This window comes from Burkholderia sp. Ap-955 (genome assembly GCF_011753045.1).
In the GTDB taxonomy this organism is placed as follows: Bacteria; Pseudomonadota; Gammaproteobacteria; order Burkholderiales; family Burkholderiaceae; genus Burkholderia; species Burkholderia lata_D.
Genome location: NZ_VWWH01000021.1, coordinates 21,983 through 35,290 on the forward strand (window position 1 = coordinate 21,983; position 13,308 = coordinate 35,290).

General features: G+C 64.4%; 8 protein-coding genes. 4 read left to right on the plus strand and 4 right to left on the minus strand.

The genetic code is table 11. The features are described from left to right. Positions 1-91: 91 nt before the first annotated feature. From lpdA to typA, 4 genes are all read right to left on the minus strand, one after another. Complete coding sequence (gene lpdA / locus F3J15_RS14505; RefSeq protein WP_166891903.1) at positions 92-1,522, minus strand: dihydrolipoyl dehydrogenase; 1,431 nt, start codon at positions 1,520-1,522, stop codon at positions 92-94. Positions 1,523-1,605: 83 nt separating this feature from the next. Continuing rightward, entirely contained in the window at positions 1,606-2,886 is a 1,281-nt protein-coding gene (odhB, locus tag F3J15_RS14510) for a 2-oxoglutarate dehydrogenase complex dihydrolipoyllysine-residue succinyltransferase (RefSeq protein WP_089445485.1), read from the minus strand. 135 nt (positions 2,887-3,021) lie between these two features. After that, complete coding sequence (locus tag F3J15_RS14515; RefSeq protein ID WP_069247825.1) at positions 3,022-5,886, minus strand: 2-oxoglutarate dehydrogenase E1 component; 2,865 nt, start codon at positions 5,884-5,886, stop codon at positions 3,022-3,024. A 318-nt stretch (positions 5,887-6,204) separates the two neighbouring features. Then, complete coding sequence (gene typA, locus F3J15_RS14520) at positions 6,205-8,031, minus strand: translational GTPase TypA (RefSeq protein WP_039358989.1); 1,827 nt, start codon at positions 8,029-8,031, stop codon at positions 6,205-6,207. A 327-nt stretch (positions 8,032-8,358) separates the two neighbouring features. On the opposite strand from typA, the gene F3J15_RS14525 reads away from it, so the two are divergent. The 4 genes from F3J15_RS14525 (at position 8,359) to F3J15_RS14540 (ending at position 13,289) form a co-directional block, all read left to right on the plus strand. Beyond that, positions 8,359-8,850: a MarR family transcriptional regulator gene (locus tag F3J15_RS14525; RefSeq protein WP_069247824.1), complete on the plus strand. Its 492-nt coding sequence runs from the start codon at positions 8,359-8,361 to the stop codon at positions 8,848-8,850. 87 nt (positions 8,851-8,937) lie between these two features. Then, the gene (locus tag F3J15_RS14530) at positions 8,938-10,434 is read left to right on the plus strand and encodes an efflux transporter outer membrane subunit (RefSeq protein ID WP_089445484.1); all 1,497 of its coding nucleotides are present in this window, start codon (positions 8,938-8,940) and stop codon (positions 10,432-10,434) included. 52 nt (positions 10,435-10,486) lie between these two features. Next, on the plus strand, positions 10,487-11,701 hold the full coding sequence (locus F3J15_RS14535; RefSeq protein ID WP_069247822.1) for an HlyD family efflux transporter periplasmic adaptor subunit: 1,215 nt from the start codon (positions 10,487-10,489) through the stop codon (positions 11,699-11,701). 28 nt (positions 11,702-11,729) lie between these two features. Next, positions 11,730-13,289: a DHA2 family efflux MFS transporter permease subunit gene (locus F3J15_RS14540; protein ID WP_089445483.1), complete on the plus strand. Its 1,560-nt coding sequence runs from the start codon at positions 11,730-11,732 to the stop codon at positions 13,287-13,289. The last annotated feature ends 19 nt before the right edge of the window (positions 13,290-13,308 follow it).

The following is a 13,308-nucleotide window of genomic DNA, read 5'->3' on the forward strand; positions in this document are numbered from 1 at the left end:
ACCGGAAAAAACGAAGGCGGGCGGGAATCCCCGCCCGCCTTCGTCATGAGACGGCTGCGCCGGCCGATGGCCGGCCGGCGCTATACCGCGCTCAGCTGTTCAGCGAGCGCTTGTCGACGGCGAGCGCCGCTTCGCGCATCACTTCCGACATCGACGGGTGCGGATGGCAGATGCGGGCGATGTCTTCCGACGCCGCCTTGAATTCCATCGCCACCACGGCTTCCGCGATCAGGTCCGACGCGTTTGCCGCGATCACGTGCACGCCGAGCAGTTCGTCGGTCTTCGCGTCCGCGATCATCTTCACGAAGCCGTCCGGCGCGTTCATGCCGAGCGCGCGGCCGTTGATCGAGAACGGGAACTTGCCCGACTTGATCTCGCGGCCTTCCGCCTTCAGCTGCTGCTCCGTCTTGCCGACCCAAGCGATTTCCGGGTACGTGTAGATCACCCACGGAATGCAGTTGTAGTCGATGTGCGGCTTCTGGCCGTCGATCACTTCCGCGACCAGCACGCCTTCGTCTTCCGCCTTGTGCGCGAGCATCGGGCCGCGCACCACGTCGCCGATCGCGTACACGTTCGGCACCGCCGTGCGGCAGTGGTCGTCCACGTCGATGAAGCCGCGCTCGTTCGCCTTCAGGCCGATTGCCTCGAGGCCGAGGTTGTCGGTGTTCGGCACGCGGCCGACCGACACGATCAGGCGGTCGGCGTCGAGCGTCTGCGCGTTGCCGTCCTTGTCCGTGTAGGCGATCGACACGCCATTCGCGGTCGTCTTCACTTCGCCGATCTTCACGCCGAGATGGATGTCGAGGCCCTGCTTCTTGAACAGCTTGGCCGCTTCCTTCGCGAGCGCTTCGTCAGCTGCGCCGAGGAACGCCGGCAGCGCTTCGAGCACCGTCACTTCGGCACCGAGGCGACGCCACACCGAGCCGAGCTCGAGGCCGATCACGCCTGCGCCGATCACGGCGAGCTTCTTCGGCACCGTATCGAACGTCAGCGCGCCTTCGTTGTCCGACACGATCTTGTTGTCGACCGGAACGCCCGGCAGGTGACGCGCCTTCGAGCCCGTCGCGATGATCACGTTCTTTGCGGTGACGACTTCGGTTTCACCTTCGCCGCTCACTTCGATCTGCACGCCGGCATCGGTCTTGCCGGTGAACTTGCCATGGCCCTTCAGCCAGGTGATCTTGTTCTTCTTGAACAGGAACTCGATCCCGTTCGTCATCTTCTCGACGATCGCGTCCTTGCGGCCGAGCATCTTCGCGATGTCGATCTTCACGCCGTCGACATTGATGCCGTGGTCGGCGAGGTGGTGCGACGCGTTCTCGAACTCTTCCGACGACGCGAGCAGCGCCTTGGACGGGATGCAGCCGACGTTCAGGCAGGTGCCGCCGAGCTTCAGCGCGCCGGCCGGGTTCTTCCACTTCTCGATACAGGCAACGGTCTTGCCGAGCTGCGCGGCGCGCACCGCGGCGATGTAGCCGCCGGGGCCTGCACCGATCACGACGACGTCAAATTCCTTGGACATGACAATCCTTTCTTCTTGTGCAACCGCACGGGCCGCGCGTGTCGCGCGCCCGTGCGGTGCGGGTCAATGCGGTGAAACTCGGCTTACAGGTCGAGCAGCAGGCGTGCCGGATCTTCCAGCGCATCCTTCATCGCGACGAGCGACAGCACGGCTTCGCGGCCGTCGATGATGCGGTGGTCGTACGACAGCGCGAGGTAGTTGATCGGACGGATCACGATCTGGCCGTTTTCGACGACCGGACGCTCCTTCGTCGCGTGCACGCCGAGGATTGCCGATTGCGGCGGGTTGATGATCGGGGTCGACAGCATCGAGCCGAACACGCCGCCGTTCGAGATCGAGAACGTACCGCCCGTCATTTCCTCGATCGACAGCTTGCCGTCCTTCGCCTTCTGGCCGAATTCGGCGATCTTCTTCTCGATCTCGGCGAGGCTCAGTTGATCCGCGTTGCGCAGGATCGGCACGACGAGGCCGCGCGGCGAGCCGACAGCGATACCGATGTCGAAGTAGCCGTGGTAGACGATGTCGTTACCGTCGATCGACGCGTTCACGAGCGGGAACTTCTTCAGCGCGTGCACGGCCGCCTTCACGAAGAACGACATGAAGCCGAGCTTCACGCCATGTTCCTTCTCGAACTTGTCCTTGTACTTGTTGCGCAGCTCCATGACCGGGGCCATGTTCACTTCGTTGAACGTCGTCAGGATCGCGTTGGTCTGCTGCGACTCGAGCAGACGCTCGGCGATACGCGCACGCAGGCGCGACATCGGCACGCGCTGTTCCGGGCGGTCGTTCAGCCAGGTCGCGGCCGATGCCGGCACCTTCACTTCCGGCAGCGACGGCTTCGCAGCGGCGGTCTTCGCCGGTGCGGCAGCCGGAGCGGCCTTCGGTGCGCTGCCTGCCGCCAGCGCGTCGCCCTTCGTGACGCGGCCGTCACGGCCCGAACCTGCGACGTCGCCCGCCGACAGGCCCTTCTCGGCCAGCAGCTTCGATGCGGCCGGCGATGCGGTGGTCGACGATGCCGCTGCGGTTGCGGCGACCGGCTGTGCTGCCGGTGCGGCTGCAGCAGGCGCTGCTGCCGGCTTGACTTCGGCGGCGCCTGCCGCGGCTTCGGCTGCACCTGCCTTCGCTTCGGTGTCGATCGTTGCGATCAGCTGATCGGCAACGACGGTGTCACCGTCGTTCTGCAGCACTTGCGCGAGCACGCCCGCGGCCGGTGCCGGCACTTCGAGCACGACCTTGTCGGTCTCGAGTTCGATCAGGATTTCGTCTTGAGCAACTGCTTCGCCCGGCTTCTTCTTCCACTGCAGCATGGTGGCTTCCGAAACCGACTCCGAAAGCTGGGGGACTTTGACTTCTACGATAGCCATGTGATTTTCCTGGATGCTTAATCTGGGTAATGACGAGGTTCGTGCGATTCCTTCGGCCGGTGCGGCGCGCAACGCGCCCGGCGGGCCAAAAGAGACGGGAAAGCGCATGGCGCCTTCCCGTTTCGCTTCCGTCGGTTATTTCGCGATCGATGCGCTCTTCAGGCGGCCGAAAGCACCTTCGATGAGGGCCTTCTGCTGCTCGTAGTGCTTCGCGTAGTAGCCAACCGCCGGCGAGGCCGAAGCCGGACGGCCGCTGTATGCCAGCTTCTGCCCTTCCTTCATGCCTTCCTTCAGATGGTGCTCGACGTAGAACCAGGGGCCCTGGTTCTGCGGCTCGTCCTGCACCCAGACCACTTCAGTCGCGTTCTCGTACTTCTTCATTTCGGCTTCGAACTGCTTGTGCGCGAACGGATACAGCTGCTCGATACGGATGATCGCGACGTCGTTCGCCTTCGCTTCGCGGCGATGTGCGACGAGGTCGTAATACACGCGGCCCGAGCATGCCAGCACGCGCTTGACCTTCTTCGCGTCGATGCCGCCGTCGGTTTCGCCCAGCACCGGCTGGAACGAACCCTTCGCGAGTTCCGACAGGTCCGACACCGCTTCCTTGTGACGCAGCAGCGACTTCGGCGTCGCGACGATCAGCGGCTTGCGGAACAGGCGGATCATCTGGCGACGCAGCAGGTGGAAAATCTGCGCCGGCGTCGTCGGTTGAACGACCTGCATGTTGTGATCCGCGCACAGTTGCAGGAAACGCTCGATACGCGTCGACGAGTGTTCCGGACCCTGGCCTTCGTAGCCGTGCGGCAGCAGCATCGTCAGACCCGACACGCGGCCCCACTTCACTTCGCCCGACGAGATGAACTGGTCGATCACGACCTGTGCGCCGTTGACGAAGTCGCCGAACTGCGCTTCCCACAGCACGAGCGTGTTCGGCTCGGCGGTCGAGTAACCGTATTCGAAGCCCAGCACCGCTTCTTCCGACAGCACCGAGTCGATCACCGTGAACTTCGCCTGACCTTCAGCGATGTTCTGCAGCGGCACGTACGTGCCGTCGTTCCAGCGCTCGCGGTTCTGGTCGTGCAGCACCGCGTGACGGTGCGTGAACGTGCCGCGGCCCGAGTCCTGGCCGGTCAGGCGCACCGAGTAACCCGATGCGACGAGCGACGCGAACGCGAGGTGTTCGCCCATGCCCCAGTCGAGCGGCTGGTCGCCACGCGCCATGTTGCGGCGGTCGTTGATCACGCGCTCGACGAGCGGGTGGACCTTGAAGTTTTCCGGGACCGTCGTGATGCGTTCGCCGAGGCGCTTCAGTTCTGCGAGCGGCACGGCCGTGTCGGCTGCATCCGTCCACTTGCGGTTCAGGAACGGAACCCAGTCGACCGCGTACTTGCTCTTGTAGTTCGACAGGACCGGGTCGACCGTGTGGTGACCGTCGTCCATCGCCTTGCGGTAAGCCTTCACGTAGTTGTCGGCGTCTTCCGCGGTGATCACGCCCTGCTGCACGAGCTTCTCGGCGTACAGCGCACGGGTGCCCGGGTGCTGCGCGATCTTCTTGTACATCAGCGGCTGCGTGACCGCCGGCGTGTCCTGCTCGTTGTGGCCCAGCTTGCGGAAGCAGACGATGTCGATCACGACATCCTTGTGGAACTGCATCCGGTAGTCGATCGCGATCTGGATCGCGAGCACGACGGCTTCCGGATCGTCGCCGTTCACGTGCAGCACCGGCGCTTCGATCATCTTGACGACGTCGGTACAGTACAGCGTCGAGCGCGCATCGCGCGGGTCGGACGTCGTGAAGCCGATCTGGTTGTTGATGACGATGTGCAGCGTGCCGTGCGTACCGTAGCCGCGCGTCTGCGCGAGGTTCAGCGTTTCCATCACGACGCCCTGGCCAGCGAAGGCCGCGTCACCATGGATCTGCACCGGCAGCACTTGCAGGCCGTCTTCGTCGCCGCGACGGTCCATCCGCGCCTTCGCGGAACCTTCGACCACCGGGTTCACGATTTCGAGGTGCGACGGGTTGAACGCGAGCGACAGGTGGACCGGGCCGCCTTCCGTCGACACGTCCGACGAGAAGCCCTTGTGGTACTTCACGTCACCGGCCGGCAGGTCGTCGACGTGCTTGCCTTCGAATTCGGCGAACAGGTCGGCCGGCATCTTGCCCAGCGTGTTGACCAGCACGTTCAGACGGCCACGGTGGGCCATGCCGATGATGATTTCCTGCACGCCGCGCTTGCCCGCGTGCTGGACGACTTCGTCCATCGCCGCGATGAAGCTTTCGCCGCCTTCGAGCGAGAAGCGCTTCTGGCCGACGTACTTGGTATGCAGGTAGCGCTCGAGGCCTTCAGCGGCCGTCAGGCGATTCAGGATGTGCTTCTTCTCGTCCGCCGAGAAGTTCGGCGTCGCGCGGGTCGACTCCAGGCGCTCCTGCCACCAGCGCTTCTGTTCCGGGTCGCTGATGTACATGTACTCGGCGCCGATCGTGCCGCAGTACGTGTCGCGCAGACCCTTGACGATGTCACGCAGCGAAGCCTGGTCGAAACCGAAGTACAGGTTGCTTGCGCTGTACGTCTGGTCGAGGTCGCCTTCGGAGAAATCGTAGAACGCGGGTTCGAGCTCGGGAATGGCGGGACGCTCGCGACGCTTCAGGGGATCCAGATTGGCCCATTGCGAGCCGAGGAAGCGATACGCGCTGATGAGGGACTGGACGTGCACCTGCTTGCGTGCCGCAGCCAGATTGGTCGTGCTTTCGCGCGGGATGAAGGCATTGGCCTTCGCGCGCTCGGCGAACGATTCGACGATCGGAAAATGGGCGACGTCATTGGCATTCGAACCGTCCGTTGCAGGTACGTTCTGCAGCGCGTCGAAATACTCTCGCCAGTTCTCCGGCACCGATGCCGGATTGTTGAGGTATGCATCGTACAGTTCTTCAACGTACGAAGCATTGCCGCCGAACAGATAGGAGTTCAGCTGAAACTGCTTCATTACATCTGACATTTTACGCTCACCTTTCTTCGAGCTTCTCGAGAAATAGCGGGTTACTCAACCTTCCGCGACACGGCCTGACCGTTTAGCGGATTGCGAATCAAGTCTTGCTTGGAAGGACCTAAAACTTGCGTGCGCGCAGCATATCACAGAACCGATACCGGAGTTCACGGCGAAATGTGCCTGAAAGCACCGCGCGACGGGGTTTTGCCGGATTGCCACGACCCGCGGGAACAGTGTTTTGCAGTCAACCCGATTGCGCATCGCGCAGATGCAAAAAAGGCTGCCCGCAGGCAGCCTTTTCCGTGATGCAGCGAACGGCCGAAACGCTTAGTCGACCGCGCCTTCGCGGCTCGCGCGGCGACGCTCGTGCTCCTTCAGGAAGCGCTTGCGCAGGCGGATCGATTGCGGCGTCACTTCGACGAGTTCGTCGTCGTCGATGAATTCGACCGCGTATTCCAGCGACATCTGGACCGGCGGCACGAGACGCACGGCTTCGTCGGTACCCGACGCGCGCACGTTGGTCAGCTGCTTGCCCTTGATCGGGTTCACGACGAGGTCGTTGTCGCGGCTGTGGATGCCGATGATCATGCCCTCATAGAGCGCGTCACCCGGCTTCACGAACATGCGGCCGCGATCCTGCAGCTTCCACAGTGCGTAGGCCACGGCAGCGCCGTCGTCCTGCGAGATCAGCACGCCGTTGCGGCGCTCGAACACCGAGCCGTCCTTGACCGGTGCGTACGAGTCGAAGATGTGGCTCATCAGGCCCGTGCCGCGCGTGAGCGTCAGGAATTCGCTCTGGAAGCCGATCAGGCCACGCGCCGAGATCTTGTACTCCAGACGCGTACGGCCGCGGCCGTCCGACGCCATGTCGAGCATCTCGCCCTTGCGACGACCGAGCTCTTCCATCACGCCACCCTGATGCTCGTCCTCGACGTCGACGGTCAGCAGTTCGTACGGCTCGTGACGCACACCGTCGATTTCCTGCATCACGACGCGCGGACGCGACACGGCCAGCTCGTAACCTTCACGACGCATGTTCTCGACGAGAATCGTCAGGTGCAGTTCGCCACGGCCCGACACCTCGAACACCGTTTCGTCGCCGGTGTCCTTCACGCGCAGCGCGACGTTGTGGTTCAGTTCCTTCATCAGGCGGTCGCGGATCTGGCGGCTCGTGACGAACTTGCCTTCGCGGCCGGCAAGCGGCGACGAGTTGACGAGGAAGTTCATCGTCAGCGTCGGCTCGTCGACGGTGATCATCGGCAGCGCTTCCGGCGTGTCCACCGCGCAGATCGTTGCACCGATGCCGACGTCTTCAATACCGTTGATCAGCACGATGTCGCCCGCTTCGGCCGACTCGACCTGCACGCGCTCGAGGCCCGTGAACGACAGCACCTGGTTGATCTTGCGGTTCAGCACATCGCCTTCCGGCCCGAAGCGCATCGCGACCGGCTGGCCCGGCTTGATACGACCGCGCGTGATGCGGCCGACGCCGATCCGGCCGACGTACGTCGAATAGTCGAGCGACGTGATCTGCAGCTGCAGCGGCGCGTCCGGATCCGCCGGGCGGACCGGCACGTGCTCGAGGACTGCCTCGAACAGCGGGCGCATGTCGCCTTCGCGCGCGGCCGGGTCGAGCGACGCATAGCCATTCAGGCCCGATGCGTAGACGATCGGGAAGTCGAGCTGCTCTTCCGTTGCGCCGAGCTTGTCGAACAGGTCGAAGGTCTGGTTGATGACCCAGTCGATCCGCGCGCCCGGACGATCGATCTTGTTGACGATGACGATCGGCTTCAGGCCGAGCGCGAGCGCCTTCTTCGTGACGAAGCGCGTCTGCGGCATCGGGCCCTCGACCGCGTCGACGAGCAGCAGCACCGAGTCGACCATCGACAGCACACGCTCCACCTCGCCACCGAAGTCCGCGTGCCCCGGCGTGTCGACGATGTTGATGTGCGTGCCTTCGTACTCGACCGCGCAGTTCTTCGCGAGAATCGTGATCCCGCGCTCTTTTTCGATGTCGTTCGAGTCCATCACCCGCTCCGCAATCTGCTGGTTCTCGCGGAAGGTGCCGGACTGGCGAAGCAGTTGGTCGACGAGCGTAGTCTTGCCGTGGTCGACGTGGGCGATGATGGCGATATTGCGAAGGGCGCGGGTCATAGAAACCTGGAAATCGTTTGAACGCGCAAAAGCGCCCGCTCGTTTTTCACGGGCGCGCGCATTGCAGCTTGGAAAGCCACAAATTATAGCACGTGCGGATGTCGAGAGCTGACGGCGCGTTGCGACGCAACACGAGTGGGCCGACTCGCCTCTCCCTCGGACACACCAGTCAATCGAAACCCACGTCATCGGAGCGCTCAAAGACCTTATTCGTACAAGGGATTTGTGTGACGTAAAGCGCGCCCTTTGCCGTTCGATTAACATTTGCCGCGGCAAGCAACTGTGCCTATACTGCTGCCTAGTCAACTATTGCAGCTTCAGGGTTTTATGTCGGATTCTTCTACCCAACCACCCGTTTCGCCGCTGTCCTCGTATCAGATGAACGACAGCGTCGGTTATCTGATGTCGCGCGTGAAGTCGGTGATGACCAACCTCGTCACGCAACGCACGCAGGAAGAGCTCGGCATCACAGGCACGCAGGCGAGCATGCTGTTCATGATCGCGGTCGGCAAATGCTCGACGGCCGCCGAGCTCGCGCGCGAATACGGGATCGATGCGAGCGCGGTCACGCGCCTGCTCGACCGGGTCGAGAAACGCGGCCTGCTGTCCCGCGTGCGCAGCGTCGAGGATCGGCGTGTCGTGCGCCTCGAACTGACCGACGAAGGCCGTGCGCTCGCCGAACGGCTGCCGCCGATTTTCCGCAGCGTGCTCGACCAGGTGCTGGACGGGTTTACGCCGGAAGAAGTCGGGTTCCTGAAGAGCATGCTGCGCCGCATTCTCAGCAACTACTGCGAGACCGCCGGCGGCAGCATCACGTAATAGTTGCCATAACAATTACTTTTGACAGATTAATGTAAGGAAATCCTTGCAGTGTCCATCATTCATTCCGAGTCAGGGATCAGCGCGATGAAATCCTCCCCGTTGTCCGTGCGCGCCGGCTCGTGCCGCGCCGCCGTCGCCGCCGCGGTCGCCGCACTGGCGCTGGCGGGCTGCGCGAACTACATCGGCATCAAGAGCGACAAGCAGATCGCTCCCGCGTCGCAATTCGAATCCGCCCAGAGCCTGCCGGCCCAGGGCGGCCAGTGGCCGGCGCTCGACTGGGCCAGCCAGTTCGGCGACCCGCAGCTGCCGAAGCTGATCGACGAAGCCCTGCAGGGCAATCCGTCGATCGCACAGGCGCAGGCGCGCATCGCAAAGGCGTCGTCGTACATCGAATCGTCGCGCTCGAATCTGATGCCGAAGGCGGAAGCCAGCTATTCGTGGACGCGTGAGCTGTATTCGTCGAACGCGCTGTTCCCGCCCCCGTACGGCGGCCAGTGGTACAGCGAGAACAACGCGCTCGCGAGTGCGTCGTGGGAGCTCGACCTGTGGGGCAAGAACCGCGAACGCCTGCACACTGCCGTCTCGCAGGAGAAGGCGGCCGAAGCCGACATGCAGCAGGCGCGCATCACGCTCGCGTCGTCGGTCGCACGCACCTACAACTCGCTCGCACAGCTCTATGCGCTGCGCGATATCGCGCAGCGCGAGATCACCAATCGCGAGACGGTCGGCAAGATCACCGACGGCCGTGTGTCGGCAGGCCTCGACACCAACGTCGAACGCCAGACGGCGCGCGGCAATATCGCGACGACCCAGGCTTCGCTGTCCGATCTCGATGGCCAGATCACGACGGTGCGCTACCAGCTCGCCGCGCTGCTCGGCAAGGGCCCGGATCGCGGGCTGCAGATCGCGGCGCCCGTGCTGAACCCGAGCGGCGAAGTCGCGCTGCCCGGCAACCTGCCGGCCGATCTCGTCTCGCGCCGCCCCGACATCGTCGCCGCGCGCTGGCAGGTCGAAGCCGCGATGCACGACGTGAAGGAAGCGAAGGCCGAGTTCTATCCCGACGTGAACCTCGCGGCCGGCTTCGGCTTCGATGCGTTCGGCTGGGGCAAATTCCTGAACTTCGCGAGCCGTCAGGCGCAGTTCGGCCCGGCGATCCACCTGCCGATTTTCGACGCCGGCGCGCTGCGCGCGCAGCTCAAGGGCCGCTACGCGGACTTCGACCTGTCGGTGGCGAACTACAACCAGACGCTGATCAGTGCGCTGAACGACGTCGCGACGCAGGTCGCATCGATCCGCGCGGTCGATCGCCAGATGGGCGATGCGCAACGCGCACTCGACGCATCGACGCGCGCCTATGACCTCGCGGTCATCCGCTACAAGGCCGGCCTGTCGCCGCAGCTGCAGGTGCTGACCGCGGACAGCAACCGCCTCGCATCGGAGCAGACGGTGACCAACCTGAAGATGCGCCGGCGCGACATGCAGCTCGCGCTGATCAAGGCGCTGGGTGGCGGGTTCGACGCGACCGGTACGCCGCTCGCCGCACCCGATGCCGACAAGCCGACCAAACAGGCCGCCAACTGATCCGGCGCCACCACTACGCAGACACTCGAAATAACGGACGGAGAAAATCGCCATGAGCGACCAACAAAACGCCGCCAGCGCGCAGCCGCAGAACAATGGCAAGCGCAAACGGATGATGACGCTGCTCGTCGCGGTCATCGTGATCGCGGCCATCGCGTATGGTCTGTACTACTTCCTCGTCGCCCGCTTCCATGAAGGGACCGACGACGCGTACGTGAACGGCAACGTCGTGCAGATCACGCCGCAAGTCACCGGCACCGTGATCGCGGTGAAGGCCGACGATACGCAGACCGTCAAGGCCGGCGATCCGCTCGTCGTGCTCGACCCGGCCGACTCGCAAGTCGCGCTGCAGCAGGCCGAAGCCAATCTCGCGCAAACGGTGCGCCAGGTGCGTGGCCTGTTCGTCAACGACGACCAGTACCGCGCGCAAGTCGCGCTGCGCCAGTCCGACCTGTCGAAGGCCGAGGACGACCTCCGCCGCCGCGTGGCCGTCGCGCAAACGGGCGCCGTGTCGCAGGAAGAAATCTCGCACGCTCGCGACGCCGTTCGCGCCGCCCAGGCGTCGCTTGACGCTTCGCAGCAACAGCTCGCGTCGAACCGCGCGCTGACCGCGAACACGACGATCGCCTCGCATCCGAACGTGATGGCTGCGGCCGCGAAGGTTCGCGACGCGTACCTGGCAAACGCCCGTAACGTGCTGCCCGCGCCGGTCACCGGCTATGTCGCGAAGCGCTCGGTGCAGGTCGGCCAGCGCGTGTCGCCGGGCACGCCGCTGATGTCGGTGGTGCCGCTGAACGCAGTGTGGGTCGATGCGAACTTCAAGGAAGTCCAGCTCAAGCACATGCGCATCGGCCAGCCGGTCGAACTGACGGCCGACATCTACGGCTCGTCGGCGGTCTATCACGGCAAGGTGGTCGGCTTCTCGGCCGGTACGGGCTCGGCGTTCTCGCTGCTGCCGGCGCAGAACGCGACGGGCAACTGGATCAAGGTCGTGCAGCGCCTGCCGGTGCGGATCGAACTCGATCCGAAGGATCTCGACAAGCACCCGCTGCGCATCGGCCTGTCGATGCAGGTCGACGTGGACATCAAGGACGAACGCGGCGACCAGCTCGTGAACGCGCCGAACACCGTCTACGAGACCAACGTGTTCGCGAAGTACGGCGACGAAGCCGATGCCGAAATCGCCCGCATCATTGCCGAGAACGCAGGCGGCAACGCACCGGCGCCGGCCGCGTCGAAGTCGAATGCCGTCGCGAAGATGATGTAACCGCTCCGACTCCGGAAAAACAACCGACATGGCACAGGCTCCTGTCTCTCACCCGCCCTTGCAGGGCGGGCAACTCGTGATCGGGACGATCGCGGTATCGCTCGCGGTGTTCATGAACGTGCTCGACACGTCCATCGCGAACGTCGCGATCCCGACCATCTCGGGCGACCTCGGCGTGTCGTCCGACCAGGGCACGTGGGTCATCACGTCGTTCGCGGTCGCGAACGCGATTTCCGTGCCGCTGACCGGCTGGCTGACCGATCGCTTCGGGCAGGTGCGCCTGTTCCTCGCGTCGATCATCCTGTTCGTGATTTCGTCGTGGATGTGCGGTCTCTCGCCCAACCTGCCGTTCCTGCTCGGGTCGCGCGTGCTGCAAGGCGCGGTGGCGGGCCCGATGATTCCGCTGTCGCAAGCGCTTCTGCTGTCGAGCTATCCGCGCGCCAAGGCACCGATGGCGCTCGCGCTATGGGCGATGACGACGCTGATCGCGCCCGTCGCCGGCCCGATTCTCGGCGGCTGGATCTCGGACAACTACTCGTGGCCGTGGATCTTCTACGTCAACATCCCGGTCGGCATCGCCGCCGCCGCCGCGACGTGGGCGATCTACCGCAATCGGGAGTCGACCGTGCGCCGCGCGCCGATCGACGGCGTGGGCCTCGCGCTGCTGGTCGTCTGGGTCGGCTCGCTGCAGATCATGCTCGACAAGGGCAAGGATCTCGACTGGTTCGCGTCGACGACCATCATCGTGCTCGCGCTGACCGCCGTCATTGCGTTCGCGTTCTTCGTCATCTGGGAATTGACTGCCGAGCATCCGGTCGTCGACCTGTCGCTGTTCCGCATGCGGAACTTCACCGGCGGCACGGTTGCGCTGTCGATCGGGTACGGCCTGTACTTCGGCAACCTCGTGCTGCTGCCGCTGTGGCTGCAGACCCAGATCGGCTACACCGCGACCGACGCCGGTCTCGTGATGGCGCCGGTCGGGCTGTTCGCGATCCTGCTGTCTCCGCTCACCGGGAAGTATCTGCCGCGCACCGATCCGCGCTTCATCTCGACGGCGTCGTTCCTGACGTTTGCGCTGTGCTTCTGGATGCGGTCGCGCTACACGACGGGCGTCGACGAGTGGTCGCTGACGCTGCCGACGCTCGTGCAGGGCATCGCGATGGCCGGCTTCTTCATCCCGCTGGTGTCGATCACGCTGTCCGGCCTGCCCGGCCACCGCATCCCCGCGGCATCGGGCCTATCGAACTTCGTGCGGATCATGTGCGGCGGTATCGGCACATCGATCTTCCAGACGGCCTGGGACCATCGCAACAACTTCCATCACGCGCAACTGGTCGAGCAGGCGAACGTCTACAACCCGACGTTCAACCAGGCTGTCACGCAGATGGGCAACCTCGGGCTGACGCAGGACCAGGCGCACGGGCTGATCAACAACATGGCCACGCAGCAGGCCGCGCAGCTCGGCGTGAACGACCTCTTCTACATCTCGGCGGCGATCTTCGTGCTGCTGATCGGGCTGATCTGGATCACGAAGCCCGAGCGCGCGGGTGGCGGCGATGCAGGTGCCGCGGCATCGGCCGCACACTGAACACGCAGCCTGAACGCAA

What these genes read in the sequence shown, in the direction of transcription:
- lpdA (WP_166891903.1), bottom strand. Translation starts at nt 1,522, where the DNA reads ATGTCCAAGGAATTTGACGTCGTCGTGATCGGTGCAGGCCCCGGCGGC.
- odhB (WP_089445485.1), bottom strand. Translation starts at nt 2,886, where the DNA reads ATGGCTATCGTAGAAGTCAAAGTCCCCCAGCTTTCGGAGTCGGTTTCG.
- F3J15_RS14515 (WP_069247825.1), bottom strand. Translation starts at nt 5,886, where the DNA reads ATGTCAGATGTAATGAAGCAGTTTCAGCTGAACTCCTATCTGTTCGGC.
- typA (WP_039358989.1), bottom strand. Translation starts at nt 8,031, where the DNA reads ATGACCCGCGCCCTTCGCAATATCGCCATCATCGCCCACGTCGACCAC.
- F3J15_RS14525 (WP_069247824.1), top strand. Translation starts at nt 8,359, where the DNA reads ATGTCGGATTCTTCTACCCAACCACCCGTTTCGCCGCTGTCCTCGTAT.
- F3J15_RS14530 (WP_089445484.1), top strand. Translation starts at nt 8,938, where the DNA reads ATGAAATCCTCCCCGTTGTCCGTGCGCGCCGGCTCGTGCCGCGCCGCC.
- F3J15_RS14535 (WP_069247822.1), top strand. Translation starts at nt 10,487, where the DNA reads ATGAGCGACCAACAAAACGCCGCCAGCGCGCAGCCGCAGAACAATGGC.
- F3J15_RS14540 (WP_089445483.1), top strand. Translation starts at nt 11,730, where the DNA reads ATGGCACAGGCTCCTGTCTCTCACCCGCCCTTGCAGGGCGGGCAACTC.